The organism is Vibrio sp. Vb1554 (assembly GCF_033344235.1).
Map to the genome: position 1 here is coordinate 62,467 of NZ_JAWPOJ010000009.1, position 19,010 is coordinate 81,476.

The window sequence follows — 19,010 nt, forward strand, 5'->3', positions numbered from 1 at the left end:
GAATCTTATATGATATTTATGTTTGGAACTCATCATTCTCATATTGAGAACCAATATGGATTAGTGATCCGTTTCAATTTGATATTTTTGTAGCAATACGGGAATCACACTTTGCGCTGAGAAATCATCAATGATGGTTTGTCGAGCATTCTGGCGAATGAGTGATTGTTGCGCTTCACCAATCGACATCCAGTCATGAAGACATTTAGCAAGAGAGGGAATGTCTTCGACGATAAAACCATTTTTACCCGTTTGGATAATATCTGGAAGACGACCTACACGTAAGCTCATCACGGCAATGCCTCTCGACATGGCTTCAAGCGCCGCCATTGGAAGACCCTCATAACGAGAAGAGATAATAAGTACGCTGATATTTTCCCAAACACCTTCCATATCGGTTTGATGGCCTAGGAAAGTCACATTTGAAGGGGCAGTTTGATTAAGCGACTCTTTTTCTGGGCCATCACCGTACACACTAAACTGTAATGTTGGACAGAGCCTCGCTACCTCAATAAATTGATCGGCGCCTTTTTCCTGACTCAATCGGCCGACAAAAGCGATTTCCTGATAGTTGAGTTGACTGTTGGGAATCGAAACAAAGTTATTCAGCAGTTCTGAAGAACAAAAAACTTTGCGCTGAATACTTGGACTGACAGCAAAGCAATGGTCAGATAGGCTGCCTGAGCTTCTATCAAGCCAATCGTATAGCCATAGCTTCCCTGAGGACGATTCACCAGCATGATAAGTTGAAATCAAACGAGGAAACGTTCGGGTGAGCAGTTTGGCGCAGCGCGACAAAATCGACGCTTTATAACCATGGGAGTGAACCACTGAGGGTTGGTGATTGGCGACGGCGCTTGTTAGGTGCTTAATTTTTAAAGCTTTATTGGGCTCGCCAGACAAATAGTTTAAGTAACTCACAGGGATCGCGGCTTCTTTTGCCTTCTGTACAATCTGAGCGGCTGGCGAATACTCAGTGGTTAGCACAACTCGAGCTTTGTTTCCAAAGGCGATTAATCCCCGAGCTAGCTCGATAACGTGACTTTCAATGCCGCCGAATAGACGGCTATCAAGCAAGATCCAAATTTCACCAATGGCAGGTTTATCAAGATTGTTCGAGATTAATTTCATCCGCTTCCCACGCTTGTTTTTTTCGGTAAACCGTAGATGGGCTTAACTCCAGCATGACAGCGGCGTTGAGGACGTTGCCATCACAGTACGCGATTGCGTTTTGAATTGCTTCACGCTCTACTTGCCACATAGGACGAATGGTTCCATCAGCGTTAAAGTACGGTGAGGTAGCAGCAGAGGACGGTGTACCAGGCAGCTCCGCTGCGGTAATCGACGGTTCGACCGCAGAAGGTGAAAGTTCCTCAGTATAAACAGGTGGTGGTGTGATTGGTGCAATGTTTGTTGACTCTTGAGCAACATGCGCAGGCGTCGTTGTTTTCGTCACTTTAGACTTTTTAGTAAGTTGAGCGGGTAGGTGGCTCACCGTGACTTTTTCGTCGTTATTAAGCACCACAATGTTACGTATGATGTTTTGTAGTTGCCTTACATTACCCGGCCATTCGTAATGCTTGATGATATGTTGAGCTTCACTGTCGATTGTTGAGAATTTCTTTTTGTCCTGTTTGGCGTAAGTGGTCAAGAAGTGCTTGGCAAGCGTGACGATGTCACTTCCTCGTTCACGTAATGGGGGCATATCGATAGGTATAACGTGCACACGGTAGTATAAGTCTTCACGAAAACGACCTTCTTCTACTTCTGTTAATGGATCTCGGTTAGTGGCACAAATGATTCTCACATCTACTTTCATTTCTCGAGTGCCACCAAGAGGGGTGTAAGTGCCCGTTTGTAGAAAACGGAGCAACTTCTTTTGCATCTCAAGTTCCATTTCACACAGCTCATCAAGAAAAAGCGTACCACCATGTGCCAGCGTCGCCGCACCTTTTCGATCTGTTGTTGCTCCAGTAAAGGCCCCTTTAACGTGACCAAAAATCTCACTTTCCATCAAATCTCGTGGAATAGCCCCACAGTTAATTGCAATAAAAGGCTTGTCTTTACGGTCGCTCTGGCGGTGGACGGCTTCAGCACAAACTTCTTTACCTGTGCCGCTTTCTCCCACAATAAACACACTGGCAGAAGTTGGCGCAACAGCATCAATGGTCTTGTATACCGCCTGCATCGGGAGGCTTGAACCGATGAATCCGTGATAGTTGTGGCGATCAAACTTGGACTGAATATTTTCCACCAAATCTTCCAATTTGGCGCGTTTGAGGTGCAATGCGACTGATGTTTTTAGGCGATCAGCGTTTATGGGCTTTTCTAAGAAATCTTCCGCACCTTTTTGAATTAGATTAACGGCTAAGTCGACGCTGCCGTGTGCCGTAGCAATAATAACGGACGTAGGAATGTCATTCTGGTTGATCCAATCCAACACGTCTTCGCCAGACATGTCGGGCAGTTTCAAATCGAGAATGATGAGCTGAGGTTTGCTTCTTTCAATAAATTGAATCGCTTCGCGACCTGTCTCGACATGAAAAATGTCATAAGGTTCGTCTTTCACATACTGCTTATAAAGTATGGCTAGTGAAGTAGAGTCCTCTACCAGTAACACCCTTGGTCTCATAGTCCCATCCCAACGTAGTTTGTTTCATTTTTTATGATTTTTGTCAGCACTACTATTTGGCATTATGAGTGGTTTATAGCTCTCTAGTGCTGAAAATTCTCAATTTGAGAAAAGCGTTATTTAAGTATTAGCACAAGGTAGGAAATTTGCGAAAAATCCATACTTTTTAATTGATTAAGTTATGCCCAAATAATTTCAAGGTGTGTGGCTTGGCGAGGGTGATTGAATTTGGAGCCTAAATTTCTGAGATGATGTCGGCATCGCGCTTTATCAAACGCGATGCTTCGCTAGGGAGTAAGACACTAATACTACTCAAACCCTTGAGCTTTTCGCTTTTCTAACGCATCAAACGATTCATTGGCGAGTTGCGGAAGTGTTTCACAAAGCTCCAATGCTTTTGGTATTTTTCCTTCGACACAGTACTTCTCAATCATTCTTGCTTGTCTTGAAAGCGTTCGATTGCCTAAAGCGAGAGCAGAACTGCCCAGTGTGTGAACCTCGAACTCTAATGTTTGAAGGTCTTTTGTGCTTAATGCTTGCTCTATTTTCTCCATGCGATCGCGTGACTCTTCGACATAGTGATCAATCAAGGTAGGGATGATTTCGGCGCACGTATCTTTGATTATTTGCTGAAGAATATGCTCATCCACTAATTCTTGCTCGATAGTCAATGTATTATTTATCGTCATAATAGCGCTCCCTATAACATAAACAGTTCGCTTTTTTTAATTTGCTGAGACAGTTTTTCTTTCCACTTTTTTGGTAAGAAACGCAGCTTGGAAACTTGGCGGATTAACTCATCTTTCAGGCTTGGAGTGTGCTTCATGTTCAGTACAGAACCAATCAAGTTCGCATCGCTAGCATCGAGTAGCTTTTTGGCTTGCTCGAGCTGGGTTGCAGTCGTAGAGCCATAATGCGCTACTAACAAAGTAGCATCACATACGCCAGCAATCACTTGAGGCGCAATATTGCTTCGGTTGACACTAAGAAGTGGTGATGTATCTATCACGACGCGCTCGTACTGCGTTAACCATTGTGCAATGTTTTGTTTCAGCGTTGTTGGGTCTCGGTACGCTAACTGAGTACTGGCGAGAGACGGAGCAGGGAGGCCGACTAAAGTTTGGTGTGTATTCTCTCGTGTGATCAAATGGCCAACCTTCTCGTCATCATCAAATTCGTGAACAGTGTGATAAGCGGGTTTGAATAAGTTAAGGTCTACATACAAAGTATTGTGGCCTGCTAAAACCAAGCGCTCTGCAAGAGATGAAGCCACGGAAGTGACACCATCTTCAGATTTACAACCCACAACACAAATCGTTTTGTGGCCTTTCTGTTCACTCTGAAGATAAATTTGCTCAATCTCAGCGTGAGTTGCAGGAATAGTCATTACAACGCTCCTATTAACACGATGGTTGTGGTGATTTGTAAAATATCTCTTAATCCGGCCCTCGCTTTTTCAACAAAGCTTTCGTCTTTATGGGGAATGTAAATCGTGTCGCCTGCGCGAATGACTGGCAGCTCATAAATGTTGGCTGTTTTACTAAAGTTCACCAAATCAAATGTTCGGGCTTGGCCCTGGCAGCAAGACATATTGACCACACTGATCTTTTCAAGGTAGGCATTGTCAGTTGGTCCTCCTGCTTCCGCTAACAGATCAAGCACAGTCATGTTGTCATTGAATACGTATCGCCCTGGGTCTCTTACTTCACCTAATACGCGTACCGTGGACTCTTTTGAACGATCTAACCAGTTTTTGTTTTTTTCTGGAATGTAAATGGTATCACCAGGACGAACGTGGGGCAGAATTGATTCATCACCTGTTTCAAAGTACATCGATAAATTCAATTTACTCACTTTGGCATAACCTAGGCCTCGGTGTGTGACACGGATGTTGTGAATATCTGCATCCATTGTCGGTCCATCGGCGGCAGACAAAATATCCAGAAAATGCATATCTTCAGTGAAACGATAGCGCCCAGGTGCATTGATTTGCCCGAAAACGTATATCGATGCGTCAGAGCTTTGGCTTACCCATTGCGATTTATTATCGGATGGGTCGTCAGGCAATGCATGTACCCTTACGACTGTACCAGCGGAAACTTGAGGTAGGCTTGATGTTGGTGAGCCATCCAGAATGTATTGGTCTAAGTCAAATTGTGTCATTTGACCGTTATTGGCGACTTCAATTTTGGTGGTATCAGCTCGTCGAGTTGGGCCTCCAACGTGTGCAAGCAGATCAATCAAATCCATTTCGTCTGACCACTCGATGCGTCCAGGGCGAACAACTTCTCCCATCACTGCGACCGCTCGACTAGGTGCTACTTTTAACCAAGACTTCTCATTGAAATCGGTTTTCTCCGGTACGAAAATCGCGTCTCCTGGTCCAACATTTGGTGGTCTGGTTGAAGATAGTCCTTCTGTATGCGCGGTAAGATCGAATTTGATGACTTTGCCATCGGCTTTTATAACGCGAATTTGGCGAGATTCTGCGTAGCGAGTGGGCCCGCCAGCGTTGGCGAGGATATCCATGAAGCTAGCGCCTTGCTTGCCTTCGTATGCCCCAGGATGGGCGACTTCACCCATCACGTAAACCACATTTGCACCTGCTTTGATTTCTTCTTCCTGTTTTGGGACAAAGATGGTGGCACCTGGCAGGATCTCTGGCAGTAGGCTTTGGTCTCCAGTATCAAGGTACTTTTTCAGGTTAAACATGGTTGGGTTATTGTTTGTTATCACGCGAATTTGCTCAACACTGGCATATCGTGTCACGCCGCCAGCTCGCATTACGACATCAACTAGCGTGGTGTTTGGCTTGTATGAGAACGAGCCAGGTGCGTTGACTTCACCAAAGACTTTGATTGCACGAGCGGAATCTGCGCTGTCACCTGAATTCGCGAGTTTTGCTGCATCAAACTCTTGCTCAATATTCCCTACGAGTGGGGAAGCGGGGACAAATAAGACATCCAGTGATTCTAGTTTTGGCAGTTGGCTATTGTCACCCGTATCAAGGAAGCGTTTGTAGTCAAATTCAATGTTTTTATTTCCACGTTTCACGATCATTTTATCAAGCTGAGCCCCAGCGCGCAGGCCGCCAGCTTCGTACACAAACATTTGAATGTTGGACCCAGAAGGTAAGGTATATTCACCGGGTTTGACCACGTAGCCTTGAACGGACACTAACAACTGTTGCTGTTTAATAAAAACTCGAGCGTTGTTAACGTCACGATACACGGTCTTTAGCCTGTCGATAATCACGTCTTGGAGTTGTTTTTCATTGTAGCCGGCCACTAATACAGGGCCGACTTCTGGTAAATTAATTCGTCCACGACGATCAACCTGAAACCCTTGGTTTAACGACGCCTCTCCAGGTAAGTTAATCTGTATTAAATCACCGACCTTAACAGTATTGCTCTCATCCGCTATGGAAGAAGGTACCCACGCGACCAGACACAACAACATTAAGAGGATAAATGGTTTCATCGTGTTCATAGCGCGCCTCCTGCCGTTGGGTTGCGGTTTATTGAGCTATCGCTATCTGAATTAGGGCTAATAACCTCGATGCTTACTCGACGATTAGTTAAACGCACGGCGGATGTTTCACCTTCATAGAGTGGCAGGTTATCTCCGACAGATTTGGTAGTGACTCTCTCTGAAGTGATACCAAATACGGTTAGGTAACGCTTTACTTGTTCCGCACGCGCTTGAGCAAGTTTCTGGTTGTAATCGGGTGTTCCAGTTGCATCCGCATGCCCCGTTACTACAAGAGATAGGTTGGGGTGGTCACGTAAAATGTAGGCTGCTTCTGCCAAATGTCCCATGTACTTCGGGTTGATTTCTGCTGAATCGACAGCAAACTGGTTGTCGATATTAAGTAGTGCATAGATATCCGAGACTATGTTTAGGTCGCTACGTAGAGCTTCAATATCATCGGGCGGTGTGCAAGTGGTTTGGCTCAGTACGTAGTCGAGTTGTTGTTCGAGCTGGTTTAAGCGTCGACGCTGAATCACAAGGTCGTTGGCAGCGTCGAGTAAAAGCCCACCTTCTAACTCGCGCGCAATTCTATTTTGTTTTTCAAGGGCCTGAACAACTGCCGCAGGAAAACACCAGCGCGCGCCCTCTTGGATTAGTGCGTCTAGATGTAACTTGGTCAATTGCCAATCAAACCTTAACCCATGTTCTGGACCTAAAGGCTCGTCAGGCATTACTGGGGAAAACTGATAATTCTCGATCGAGATATCTTGATAGCTTTCCGCCAAGCCACCTTTCCCGTGTTCTGGGTAGTCAAACGACGAACAACCAAACATGCCGACAACAAGACCGCTTACTGCATATCGTCGTATAAGATTTACCATGCCAACCTCCGTTTAAACCGGTATTTTTAGTGTCCTTTTGAGTTAACGGGAATGGCATGGTTGATACGAAGCAAGCTCATGATTTCTAAAGGTTGGCCTGATACGTTTTCAATACTCATGCTTCTTTCACGTTCAACTAGACGCTTATATAAGTAAACAATGGCACCAATCCCTGAAGAATCAAGAAATTGGACGTGCTGTAGGTTAATTTCGACTTCTTTGTGATGATTGTTGTGAATTACTTCATCAATGTGATGTTGTGCTTGTCGACAGCCACTTGCGTCTAAGTCACCAAAAAACTCAATGGCTAACTTGTCTTGATTGATTTCTAGTTTGCGTAATTCCATGACTCTGTCTCCGTTTGTTTTTCTAATTGGATATAGAGCAGGTAACGTGCCAATTTGAAATTAATGAAAAATCAAACAGTTAAATATTGTTAATTATATTGTTCAATTTGAGAAAGGACTGATTCTCAAATTGAGAATCAAAAACGCACAGAGAAATGGTTTGCTTATAAGAGGTTTTGAGCCGAAAGAAGTCGTTAGACCGGGGGAGGCACGTCATGATTAGATTCCAACTCGATTGACGAACCATCCGCCATACGAGAATAATGTGTAACGACTAAATGCAAAACCTGTCTAAAGTTTATGATTATCTTTGCAAATTATTACTAATGTTGATTGTTATGAGTCGAAGAATAACTAGTAATAAATAGGTCATCGAGAGGACTTACGTTTCAATAAAGGCGATTTTTTGTACAAGGTCTTCTTATGCCATTAAAAATGACATTAATTGCGCTGGCTGTTATGGCAGCGTCTTCACAGCCTCAAGCGGATACGTCTTTCGCACCACCAGTTTCTCTTGCACAAAGCTATCAGGATGGCATTGATGTGTCTGAATATTGGTATAGCGAAAAACTTGATGGTGTTCGCGCTTATTGGACTGGGCAACATCTCGTGACGAGAAATGGTAATCGAATCTACGCCCCAGATTGGTTTACAGGACCTTTGCCTGATTATCCGTTGGACGGTGAACTTTGGGCTGGGAGAGGTAACTTCCATCTTGTTCAGCAAACGGTATTAGATAAAACTCCTGTAGAGTCTGCTTGGCGACACATCGACTTTATGATCTTTGATATGCCATATTCCGCTGGTGATTATCGGAAGCGTTATTACAACATCAAAGACTTAGTGCTTGAAGTCGACCAGCCTCATATCAAATATGTCGAGCACCGAGCCATTCAAAATGAAGCTCATCTGTTTACACAGTTGGATAAAATTTCAATATCCGACGGTGAAGGGGTGATGTTGCGGAAGGTATCAAGCCGCTATCAGGCTGGACGCGGTAGTGATTTGCTTAAACTTAAACGATACGCAGATGATGAAGCGTTAGTTGTGGGTTATAAGCCAGGAACAGGGCGCTTATTAGGTATGATGGGAGCAATGTTAGTTCGCTTACCAAATGGCATTGAGTTTTACATCGGTAGCGGATTTACCGATGAAGTGCGTCGCCAGCCTCCGAAAATTGGTTCAACCATTACATTTAGATATAACGGTTTTACACATACTGGTAAACCACGTTTTGCTCGATTCTTGCGTGAAAGGTTGAAGGAATAGAACGCTCTGCACTTACTAGTTGCCAACGGTTACGCCACATCGTTTGAAGAGACCCTGCCAAAACTGAACGTGGTTTAGGGTTTCTTGCCTAAATGTCCTATGTGCCTCAATGATGCCATACTGGTGACCATGGAGTTGCATACGGTTCTCCACCAAAGTGGCACCATCATTAAGTTGTTGATAGGTACTGTCTAAATAAGCCAAATAAGGTTGCACTTCTTCAACGTAAATGGATTGAAAGACATTTCTTAAGTAGCGGAACTGAGTGGTGTCTCTGTTCGGCCCGCACAATACATTGCTCTGGTTCTGCTCAAGTAGTTGAGTTGTCGCTTTTAACCAAAGGGATGTGTTTACCATTGAATAGTAAAGTCGTCCGAGTAAACGAGATTTCTCTAACTCTTCTTGATATTGCGTAACTTCCACATCGGGTAGACGTGAGACCGCGCGGTGGGGTAAATCATATATTTCGCTGAAAATACGATAGACATCGTTAATGCGTGCAATATCATTCGTCGTATTTTGAGATAGCCAATCAGAGGCAGTTAGTTGCTTTTGCATGGCGTCACTTACGAGTAGTAAGTTGTCGAGATGAATGTCTAAATGTTGCCACTTGGTTGAGTAAAGCTCTGTCAATGTCGCGCGTTCTTCATCGCTAAGTGGAAATTCGGATAAACATCGATGCATGACTCTTAAAAGGGTAGTTTGATAATCAAAATCATGAAAGGCATCCTGCACCTTTCCAAGTTGCGAGTTTTTCTCAGCAAGTAAATTGAAGAGTCCGCACTGTCGTAATTGATAGCTCTCTAGCAGGCCAATAGATAGCCTTGGCAATGGCTCGAACAAAACGCGTTTCGCAGGAATCGTTACCGTAGACTGTAATGTTATTGGAATAGCAGGAACGTCCAATACATTGGCTACACGTTGATGATACTTATCAAACATGGCGTTCTCTGGATTGAACCAGTTATCACAACCATTAAGAATCAAGATTAAGAACAATAAAATAGACCGCACAAATATCCTTTTTTATAACTTCGTATCCGTTGTCTAGAGAGCAAAATCAACCGCTTCGTAATCTTGTTATAAGTATACTCAACCGTGTGATTATTCGATCAAAAAAGCCAGCGGATGCTGGCTTTTTTTACTTTTTATTGAACTGAAAAGTTCAATTGCACTTCTGGCTCTTGGCGATGCATCCAACGCATTCTGACGCCTAACATAAAGGCCGCAGAAGATAGGCCGATGATAAAACCAAGCCAGAAGCCTTGTGCTCCCATTGGCTCAACAATCCAGTCTGTACGGCCAAGGACGTAACCAATTGGCAAGCCAAGAATCCAATAAGCAATAAAAGTACGGTTGAAGATGGCTCGCATGTCTTTATAGCCGCGTAATGCACCAGCTGCGATCACTTGAACCGCATCCGTACATTGATAAACAGCGGCAAACACGAGCAGGTGCATCGCCAGAGTGATGACCTCTGGGTTGCTAGTATAAAGCTCGGCGATCCACTCGCGAGACAAGACGGTTAAAATCGCTGTGAGAACGGACAAAGCTAGACCAACCATAATGCCGACTCGTGACGCTACGCGCGCGCCATCTACGTTTTCTTCACCAAGTCGATGGCCGACACGAATGCTTACTGCTGCACCAATACTCATTGGTAGCATAAATACCAACGAGGAGAAGTTAATCGCGACTTGATGCGCTGCCACAATGATAGGACCCAGTGGTGAAACGAGCAGTGCAACAACAGCAAACAGTGTCACTTCAAAAAACAGCGCTGCTGCAACAGGAAAGCCGAGCTTGAATAGACGAACTTGCGCTTTCCATTGTGGGCGATGCCATTCTCCAAATAGGTTGATGCTTTTCAATCGCTCTGATGTCATCACATACAGCAATAGCATGGCAAACATGACCCAGTAAACAATCGTGGTTGCTACACCACAGCCAACACCGCCTAATTCAGGTGCACCAAACTTGCCGTACACGAAAATCCAGTTTAGAGGAATGTTGAGCAGCAAACCGATAAAGCCAATAACCATTGCCGGTTTCGTCAATGACATACCATCCGTAAAGCTTCTAAGCGTTTGGAAAAGTAAAAAAGCGGGTACTGCTAATATAACGGCATGAATGTATCCCACCGTTTTTTCAGCCATCAGTGCTTCAACATCCATCAGCCCGAGAATAAACTGGGTTTGAAGCAGGACTGCAATTATCGGCACACTGATCAGCAATGCCAAAACGACGCCTTGCTGAATTTCAAACGGTATTTTCACTCGACGACCAGAGCCATTTAACTGTGCGACAACAGGGACCAATGCCATTAATAAACCCACCCCAAACAAAATGGATGGTAGCCAAATACTTGAAGCGACAGAAACCGCAGCCATGTCGGTGGCGCTAACGCCGCCAGCCATTACGGTATCAACAAACCCCATACCAGTTTGAGCGACAGATGCGATCAATACCGGGGTCGCCAATTTGATAAGACTTGATGCTTCTTCTTTATAGCGATGCACGAAAAATACTCCAGAGCGGAACAATAAGTTGAAAGAATGAGAGTACTCGAGGGCAAAAGATGTGGTGAACGGATCTGATGGTTGATTTTAGTCACGATAAGGTGAAAAAATGCCTCGGAGAAACTCCGCGCAAATGATAAACAATTGTATGTTTATATTCCATAGCTAGGTAGTGAATAGTCGATAACAGTGACTGGACGCTCTCCACGCTAAGGATACGCTTTTACTGAGAACAGCAGCGAATCATGGTAATGTTGAAGCATGCATGAGAACAAACCAGTGTTCATTAAGCCGTTGCTTTATCGTCTGCGGTCTTTATTTCCGACCTGTAGCGCAGTGTTTAGGGCTTAGTCTTCGACTACAGTTGGTATTAAATCAATAGGTAAAAAGAAATGTTTACAGGAATAGTTCAGGGTACGGCGAAGGTCGTTAAAATTGATAAAAAAGAACGCTTTCAAACGCACGTTGTCGAGTTAAGCGATGAACTTTGTAAAGGGTTAGAAATTGGTGCATCCGTTGCACACAACGGATGTTGTCTAACTGTGACTAAGATCGAAGGCAACCTTATCAGTTTTGATTTAATGCAAGCGACATTGGCTCTTACTAATTTAGGTCAGCTGGTGGAAGGGGATAGCGTAAACATTGAGCGCGCGGCTAAGTTTGGTGACGAAATAGGCGGGCATAGCATGTCTGGTCATATTAGTTTGACGGCAGATATTGTCGATATCATCAATACGCCCAATAACCGCACGATTTGGTTCCAACTGCCGCAAGAATCAATGAAATATGTATTAGCGAAAGGTTACATCGGTTTAGATGGTTGCTCGCTAACTATTGGTGAAGTTGAAGCGTGTCGTTTTTCAGTACATCTAATTCCAGAAACCTTGCAGCGAACTCTTTTCGGAGTGAGACAAGTAGGGGAGCGTGTTAATATTGAGTTTGATCCTCAGACTCAAGCAATTGTTGATACTGTTGAGCGCGTTCTTGCAGCAAAACAGCTTTAGAATGAGAAAAAGGAGCCTAGTGCTCCTTTTTCATTTAAGCGTTTTTATATTTCTGATGTTCACATGCTCGAGCTGCTATTCGTAATTGTCATCGATAAATAGTTCGACCTTATCTTGTAACTCATCCACTCGCATATTTAGGTGGATAGCGTGGCAACAAGCTGGGCAATCATCATAAAACTCTTGGTCACCATTGCTTGCATCCAATGTAATGCCGATAGAGTGTCCGCAATGCGGGCACTTTACATACCTTTCGGTATAATTTTTCATACAACAACTCCTAATCTCGCAGGGCTTTTAAACACACTATTCATCAAGGAAGCACAGCCCTTTACTTACTTTGCCTACAAGGAAAATAGGCACAATCCAAAGTTAAGTCTCCTTTGATATTAGGTCGAGTTGTTGCTAATTGAGTCGAAATAAGTACAAAACTTGACCCCAAACTCAACCTTGAGCTTAGGGTGATCTTCTGTAGTGATGTGCCTCGAGATTTTACATCTTGAAATATGCAGTGGCTTCCAAATTAATAAGAAATGATTTTATTAATAACCAGTTGAGCCTGTTCCAAGTAATGGCCGCCAAACAAATTACAATGGTTGAGAACATGGTAAAGGTTATAGATATCTTTACGCTCTTCATAGCTTGAAGAAAGTGGCATAACCGATTCGTAGCCTTGATAAAATTCTGGTTGAAATCCACCAAAAAGCTCCGTCATCGCAATATCACACTCCCTGTCCCCCCAATAGCACGCAGGATCGTAACAGATAGGACCGAATGCAGTGAGTGCCGCATTTCCATTCCATAAATCGCCATGCAACAAAGAAGGTTCCGGAGCATGGTTTGCTAGCCGCTGTTTTACGACATCGATAAAGTCATCGATATCAACCAAGGTGACGCCTTTTTCTTTAAGGAGCTGTAATTGCCATCCTATGCGTTGCTCAGCAAAGAATACACACCATTTCTTGTGCCATTTGTTGGGCTGTAGAGTCGAACCGAGATAGTTGTCGGTATCAAAACCAAACTCTTTTTGCTCGCCCCACTGGTGTAGGTGAGCTAATTGCTGCCCAAATTTAAAGCTGTTGGGACCATCTTCTAATGGTTTCGTTGGAAGGTAGTTAAGAATTAAGAATGAGGCATTTTTGGTTTTACCAACCAATACCACCTCAGGTACAAATAGGGTGGATGTTTCACGCAAAAGATGCAGGCTTTCAGCTTCTACCTCAAATTTCGACAAAAACTCGCGATCGTTAATTTTCACAAAATAACGTTGCTCGCCATCATTGATCATGTAGCTTTCACTGATATCCCCACCAGACAGCCTTACTTTTTCCGTGATCTGGTAATCGAACAATAAAGTATCAGAAAGCTGTTGCGATATTGCTTGCCACATACAAAACCTCGCGAATCTATTTGACCACCAATAGTTTAGGATAAATAGCAGGGAGTTGGCGCTATGTTGAGCATACTTAGTAAAGAAACCTTCCTCTTAGTGTAGTCAATTTGTATAAATGTGAATCAAATCGCTTATAAGCCTCTGATTTGTTGGCTTAGCATATGGAGATGAACGTTTACAACAGGTATTATGATTTTTTTGACGTTAGTTCCATTGGTGGCATGAAAATACTGATATGTGATGACTCAGCTGTTGCAAGAAAGCTTATTGCGCGTTCTATCGTACAAGATACATCATTGCATCTTATTGAAGCGCAAGATGGTTATGAGGCGCTTAATATTCTTGCTGAGCAAAATATCGATATTTTGTTTCTCGATTTAACGATGCCCATAATGGATGGTTTTGAGGTCCTCGAATCATTACCTGTTAGTCAGTACCCGACCAAAATCGTCATTATTTCTGGAGATGTTCAACAAGAGGCAAAACAGCGCTGTCTCGATCTTGGTGCTCAAGCTTTTATCGCTAAGCCTCTGACAGAAGAGCAGGTGCTCCCACTATACGAACAATTAGGGCTGCATTATGCGTTCAAACCTAGTCATTCGGTTGATTCTAAAAACCAGGGTTGCGAAGAGCTTTCCTTACTAGCCAAATTCCGTGAAATTGCGAACATTGCCCTTGGTAAAGGGGCTGCGATTATGGCTGACCATTTACATGAGTTCATCCAACTTCCTGTTCCTCATGTTGGACCGTTGTCCTACGGCGAGCTTCATATGACACTGGTTGATGTGGTTGGGCGTGACAGTTCCGTTGCGGTAGCGCAGAGGTTTGTCGGTGGTGGTATTCACGGAGAGGCACTGGTGTGCTTACGTGGTAGGGATATCAATCAGATTGGGGAAAAATTAGGTTACCTCCTTGAGTTTACGCCTCATAATGAAATCATCTTGAATATCTCTAACCTACTGGTCTCGTCATTTCTCACATCATTGGGCGATCAACTCGACAAGCAGTTCTCACTTCGTCAGCCAGGCATTGTGGATACCTTAACACCTTATTGTGAAGAGCAAGGCGAGTTGGGTGAGCTCTTTACTATCGAATACACCTACATGGCAGAAGCGCTCGATTTCGAGTGCGAGGTACTGTTTTTAATTGATAAGCCATCCGTAGAAATAATCTATGAAATCATGGAGCTAATCTAATGTCCGATATCACGCTGGACATAGCAGACTTTCATTGGGTCACACAAATTCTCGATACGATGGATTCAGGGCTTATTGTTTTGGATCAAGAGTATAAAGTGTGTGTGTGGAACAGTTTTATGCAGTCATACAGTGGCGTTCTATCACAAGAAATTCTTGGTGAATGTTTATTTGAGCATTTTGAAGAGCTGCCAAGAACTTGGCTAGAAACCAAGATAAAAGCTGCCGCCGATCTGGAAACTCGTTCTTTTTCTAGCTGGGAAAACCGACCGTACCTTTTTAAGTTCAACAATTTTTCTCCGGTTTCAAACAGCAGTGATTTTATGTATCAAGATATCGTGATCACGCCGTTAATTGGGCTTTCAGGAGAGGTCAGCCACATAGCGATTCAAGTCAATGATGTTTCTGAAACTGCGAGAAATCGCATTCATTTGAAAGAAACAAATCAACATTTGTCGGAAATCAGTCGCAAAGATGGTTTAACAGGTTTATTTAATCGCGCTTATTGGGAGCAATCATTGAAAGATGAGTTTGCTCACTTAAAAGTTATCGACGGACCATGCTCATTAGTAATATTCGATATCGACCACTTTAAGAAGGTGAATGATACTTATGGTCACCCGACAGGGGACGAAGTCATTCGTCGAACCTCTGCATTGTTGAGAAAAACAGCAAGGAGCAGTGATATCTGCGGTCGTTTTGGTGGTGAAGAGTTTACGGTACTACTTCCTCACACAAACCAGGAGCAAGCTTGCTATTTCGCAGAGCGTTTGCGCAAAAGAATTGAGCAAGAGATCGTGAAAGTGGAAGATTTTTTGATTAATTACACGATAAGTATTGGTGTTTGCGAGTATAAGCCTTATTTTGAAACTCACACTCAATGGTTAAAGAGTGCCGATGCTGCGCTGTATCGTGCAAAAGAAAATGGTCGTAACCAAACCTGTTTGCATGAAAATGGCTGAAATATAAAAAGGTTTGAAGAAACCCTGTATCCGAATTCAGTGAAGCAAAGCTCAATTGTTTGAAAATCATCCAGTTGGTTCGTGAATGTTTGTTAATATGAAATAAGTTAATGAAATTTTCTCGGCATGTCTTACTATTGAAACTATTCTGCTTTCAGCTTCGAAGGCTTGCAATAAACGGAGAAAAACAGTGGTTTTAGAAACCGATGGATATCTCGCTCTTATCGAGCACTTGTCTCTAAATCTAGATATTTTTACGACCGAAATTGGCGACACTGGATCCGAAAGCATCGAAGATGTTGTCACCGATATGGTGGCTTCAAACATCATGGCGATTTTTGAGCAAAATCCAGAACTTCACTCGAGCGTACGCTTCAAATTGTTGAAAGAGGCTGATGCAGTTGTTGAAGATCTTGGTGAGATATTGGCTGGGGTATGGCATAAAAAAGCGACCAATGAACAGATCACGTTCCTTGATGAATACATCGCTCTGGTCAAAAATCTGTTCGATAATGCTGTTGCGACTTACGACTGATATTGTTTTAACTTACAGCAATGTCCGGTTAAAGAGTGAGAGGAGTTACATTGTAACTCTTCTTATTTGCCAAAACTTAGATGCCCAGTATGGGTTGTCGATTCTTGAAATAATCACACCTCTAGACGTCGATGCATGCATGAACTGCTTGTTACCCAAGTAAATTCCGACATGATAAGTTGTACGTCTTGTTTTAAAAAACACTAGATCCCCTTGCTTGGCATCTGTCCAACTTAACTCCACACCTTGCTTTGATTGCTGCCTAGTTGTCCTCGGTAACGAGAGCTGATAAGCCTCAACAAACGCTTTTTGTACAAATGCTGAGCAATCAATTCCAGATTTCTGTGTCCCGCCTAAGCGATAAGGCGTGCCGTGCCACTCTGTGTAAAAGTCGAACAAGTCAGGGTTGTCCGACAATAGCTGATTTGTAGGTGTTGTCACCTGTGCTTGCTCACTAGGCTCAGGCCCAGAAGAGCAGGCGCTTAGTAGCACACTGATTATCAAAGGAAAATATACTCGACGCAAATCACCACCTGTCATCTCTATGACCCACAACTGAAATATTAGTGTCATAACCAATCCATAGTATGGGCTGCAAATCACGGTTTTGTCTCACAAATGTGACGGAATCACTGCAGAACCGATTCAACCTTAAGAAAGAATAAAAATTGATTATGGCAAAGCGAAAACGCTCACGCACATCACTTTCACTGATTCAGGCTGTCAGTGCAACATTTTTAACTATCATTGCTCTTGTTATAGCCCTTTCTGTCTCAAGTTTCAAAGGAATGGAACAGGTAGGGGAACAATTTGAAGACTTGTCGCAAAAAGCATTACCAATCGCGATGGCAAACGCAAAGTTAACCAGGAATGTATTGGAGATGGTTAAGCTACTCAACCATGGTATGCAGATTACTGAGCCGAAAGAGTTGCCTCTCGTAAAAGAGCAAATCGACTCTCTTGCAACTCAAAGCACAACTTTGGTTGTGAAAGCGTCTGGTGTAGCTCAGCAACTCTCGGAGGAGTTAGACACCAAACTAGCGCGTTTACATAACATCACGCAGTCCATTTTGTTGAAGCAATCTTCGGTGATACAAATTCAAATGGATATTGATGCCGCTGTTGGTGGTTTTCGCTATGGGCTTAGCTCTATCGGTCCGGAAATGAATCGAATCAGTTCGTTCCTTAGTGCTGATAATCCTGAGTCGAGCGATGCCGCTAACCGTTTCATTGCTTCTGCAAGCTCAATGGAAAGTACGTTCTTAGTCATGATGATGCACTCAGAATTAAACAAAGCCGAAAAAGAATACCGAGAAATGCGAAATCGCATAGCAGGTATTAAACTCGCCTATGAAGACTTCCAATCTTTTCATCCTGAAGTAAGTGAATATGCAAGCTTAACCGCACCATATGAGATGGTGAAACAAGGCTTTAGTGAAAAGGGCGTGCTGCGTTTGATCCTCGCCAAACTAGAACAAGGGGAATTGCAACGTTCAGAGTTTAAACAGGCTTCGATGCTTGCGGATGAAACCATGCGGTTACTTGATCAAATCTCCCAAACCGCTGGTCAGTTGATCGATGAAAAAGAGCGGGTGGTCAACGAGACCATTGAATCGGTGAGCGTTGTGCTCGTGTTTGCGGCGTGTGTGATTTCTTTTATTATTCTGGTTACTTGGTTTAGTCTCAAGTCATGGACAAACCGAGGGTTAAGGAATGTACTAACGCGTCTTTCAGCACTTACCGAACATGATTTTCGTGACAAGGCAGAAGAAGTCGGCCCTTATGAGCTGAAAGAAGTAGCACGAAAGTTGAATCAAGTAATCGATTCCACACACGACTCCATTCAAACGGTGACGCGCAATTGTGAAACGCTTTATCAGACGGCAGAAGTAAGTCACAGTGCAGCCGAACAAACAAGTGATGGGTTGGCAACACAAAATGAAGCGTTGTCTAGTATGATCACGACCATAACGGAGCTTGAAGCCTCTATTCGTGAAATAGCAATGGTGACAAATGCATCTTCACAGGACTCGCTCCTTGCAACCCAGCACACTGAAAAAGGGGTTCAAGTCGTGGAACAAAACCGCGAACGTTTGGAGTCATTAGAAAGCTCTTTGGATGTAAATGAACAGTCAATGTTAGAGCTAGACCAGCGTGTAAAACAGATTCGTGAAATGGTCGATATGATCAGTGGGATCGCGGACAACACCAACTTACTTGCTCTCAACGCAGCAATAGAGGCTGCCCGTGCTGGTGAGCAAGGGCGTGGATTTGCGGTTGTCGCTGATGAAGTTCGCAAACTTGCAAGTGATACCTCTCAACAAACTACGAACATCCGAGAAATGATGAGCGAGCTTATTACTGCCGCAGAGCGTTCGCGCCAAGCAGTTAATGATTCAAGAGAAGAAATGACCCACGCGCTAAAGTCCAGCAATGAAGTGAAATCGACATTCTCTGATATCAACCTCGCGGTTAAGTACATTCAAGAACGTGTTGAGCAAATCTCAGTTGCTACAGAAGAACAAGAACGAGCGACGGCAGATGTATCTCAATCCATCACACATATTTCTGATCTTGGCGAACGCACAAAGCTGCAGCTTGAGTCTATGGTTGAGAGTTCTGAGCAAGTGGCGGAAATTGCTGGGCACCAGCAAGCAATGCTGCACAAGTATGAGCTTCATCAGACTAAGTAAATGAGATGTTTCCACCGACTAAAAGCAGAACCTCGGTTCTGCTTTTTTGTTACGGCTACTCATTTAATGGCTCCTATTTGCATTGCAAAAGTGAGTTACATCTCATCT

General features: G+C 43.6%; 18 protein-coding genes. 6 read left to right on the top strand and 12 right to left on the bottom strand.

The annotated features are described in order from the left end of the window. Positions 1–60: 60 nt before the first annotated feature. From R8N28_RS09765 to R8N28_RS09795, 7 genes are all read right to left on the bottom strand, one after another. On the bottom strand, positions 61–1,131 hold the full coding sequence (locus R8N28_RS09765) for a glycosyltransferase family 4 protein (RefSeq protein WP_193837381.1): 1,071 nt from the start codon (positions 1,129–1,131) through the stop codon (positions 61–63). Next, the gene (locus tag R8N28_RS09770) at positions 1,106–2,632 is read right to left on the bottom strand and encodes a sigma-54-dependent transcriptional regulator (protein WP_065274521.1); all 1,527 of its coding nucleotides are present in this window, start codon (positions 2,630–2,632) and stop codon (positions 1,106–1,108) included. Before R8N28_RS09770 ends, R8N28_RS09765 begins: the two co-directional genes overlap by 26 nt. Positions 2,633–2,940: 308 nt before the next feature. After that, entirely contained in the window at positions 2,941–3,321 is a 381-nt protein-coding gene (locus tag R8N28_RS09775) for an Hpt domain-containing protein (protein ID WP_065274522.1), read from the bottom strand. Between the two features lie 11 nt (positions 3,322–3,332). Beyond that, positions 3,333–4,019, bottom strand: coding sequence for an AAA family ATPase (locus R8N28_RS09780; protein ID WP_005377635.1), 687 nt, complete (start codon positions 4,017–4,019; stop codon positions 3,333–3,335). Then, positions 4,019–6,121, bottom strand: coding sequence for an SLBB domain-containing protein (locus R8N28_RS09785; RefSeq protein ID WP_065274523.1), 2,103 nt, complete (start codon positions 6,119–6,121; stop codon positions 4,019–4,021). Before R8N28_RS09785 ends, R8N28_RS09780 begins: the two co-directional genes overlap by 1 nt. Next, a complete protein-coding gene (locus tag R8N28_RS09790; RefSeq protein ID WP_065274524.1) occupies positions 6,118–6,984 on the bottom strand; it encodes an OmpA family protein in 867 nt (288 codons plus the stop codon). Before R8N28_RS09790 ends, R8N28_RS09785 begins: the two co-directional genes overlap by 4 nt. A 26-nt stretch (positions 6,985–7,010) precedes the next feature. Further along, positions 7,011–7,331, bottom strand: coding sequence for an STAS domain-containing protein (locus R8N28_RS09795; protein ID WP_017634929.1), 321 nt, complete (start codon positions 7,329–7,331; stop codon positions 7,011–7,013). A gap of 423 nt (positions 7,332–7,754) precedes the next feature. Between R8N28_RS09795 and R8N28_RS09800 the strand changes: the two genes are divergently transcribed. Then, on the top strand, positions 7,755–8,600 hold the full coding sequence (locus R8N28_RS09800) for a DNA ligase (protein WP_053307085.1): 846 nt from the start codon (positions 7,755–7,757) through the stop codon (positions 8,598–8,600). A gap of 15 nt (positions 8,601–8,615) precedes the next feature. On the opposite strand, the gene R8N28_RS09805 is transcribed toward R8N28_RS09800, so the two are convergent. Both R8N28_RS09805 and R8N28_RS09810 read right to left on the bottom strand, forming a co-directional pair. Then, positions 8,616–9,614, bottom strand: coding sequence for a DUF3080 domain-containing protein (locus tag R8N28_RS09805; RefSeq protein WP_065274525.1), 999 nt, complete (start codon positions 9,612–9,614; stop codon positions 8,616–8,618). 134 nt (positions 9,615–9,748) lie between these two features. Further along, complete coding sequence (locus tag R8N28_RS09810) at positions 9,749–11,119, bottom strand: MATE family efflux transporter (RefSeq protein ID WP_005377626.1); 1,371 nt, start codon at positions 11,117–11,119, stop codon at positions 9,749–9,751. Positions 11,120–11,511: 392 nt separating this feature from the next. Here R8N28_RS09810 and R8N28_RS09815 point away from each other — a divergent pair, with 392 nt between their 5' ends. Further along, positions 11,512–12,123, top strand: coding sequence for a riboflavin synthase (locus R8N28_RS09815; RefSeq protein ID WP_065274526.1), 612 nt, complete (start codon positions 11,512–11,514; stop codon positions 12,121–12,123). A gap of 75 nt (positions 12,124–12,198) precedes the next feature. Here the strand turns inward: R8N28_RS09815 and R8N28_RS09820 are convergent, their stop codons facing one another. Both R8N28_RS09820 and R8N28_RS09825 read right to left on the bottom strand, forming a co-directional pair. Next, positions 12,199–12,393, bottom strand: coding sequence for a CPXCG motif-containing cysteine-rich protein (locus R8N28_RS09820; protein WP_017634925.1), 195 nt, complete (start codon positions 12,391–12,393; stop codon positions 12,199–12,201). Between the two features lie 253 nt (positions 12,394–12,646). Then, positions 12,647–13,513, bottom strand: a complete 867-nt coding sequence (locus R8N28_RS09825; protein WP_005377623.1) for a fructosamine kinase family protein — start codon at positions 13,511–13,513, stop codon at positions 12,647–12,649. Positions 13,514–13,737: 224 nt separating this feature from the next. On the opposite strand from R8N28_RS09825, the gene R8N28_RS09830 reads away from it, so the two are divergent. From R8N28_RS09830 to R8N28_RS09840, 3 genes are all read left to right on the top strand, one after another. Continuing rightward, the gene (locus tag R8N28_RS09830; RefSeq protein ID WP_021033872.1) at positions 13,738–14,712 is read left to right on the top strand and encodes a response regulator; all 975 of its coding nucleotides are present in this window, start codon (positions 13,738–13,740) and stop codon (positions 14,710–14,712) included. Beyond that, positions 14,712–15,674 (top strand): GGDEF domain-containing protein, encoded by a 963-nt coding sequence (locus R8N28_RS09835; protein WP_017634922.1) that lies wholly within the window; start codon positions 14,712–14,714, stop codon positions 15,672–15,674. The genes R8N28_RS09830 and R8N28_RS09835 overlap by 1 nt, the downstream gene beginning before the upstream one ends. Positions 15,675–15,864: 190 nt before the next feature. Beyond that, complete coding sequence (locus R8N28_RS09840; protein WP_005377620.1) at positions 15,865–16,209, top strand: DUF3802 family protein; 345 nt, start codon at positions 15,865–15,867, stop codon at positions 16,207–16,209. A gap of 45 nt (positions 16,210–16,254) precedes the next feature. Here R8N28_RS09840 and R8N28_RS09845 read toward each other — a convergent pair whose 3' ends face one another. Beyond that, a complete protein-coding gene (locus R8N28_RS09845; RefSeq protein ID WP_054579488.1) occupies positions 16,255–16,749 on the bottom strand; it encodes an NlpC/P60 family protein in 495 nt (164 codons plus the stop codon). A 134-nt stretch (positions 16,750–16,883) separates the two neighbouring features. Here R8N28_RS09845 and R8N28_RS09850 point away from each other — a divergent pair, with 134 nt between their 5' ends. After that, a complete protein-coding gene (locus tag R8N28_RS09850; protein WP_065274527.1) occupies positions 16,884–18,902 on the top strand; it encodes a methyl-accepting chemotaxis protein in 2,019 nt (672 codons plus the stop codon). The last annotated feature ends 108 nt before the right edge of the window (positions 18,903–19,010 follow it).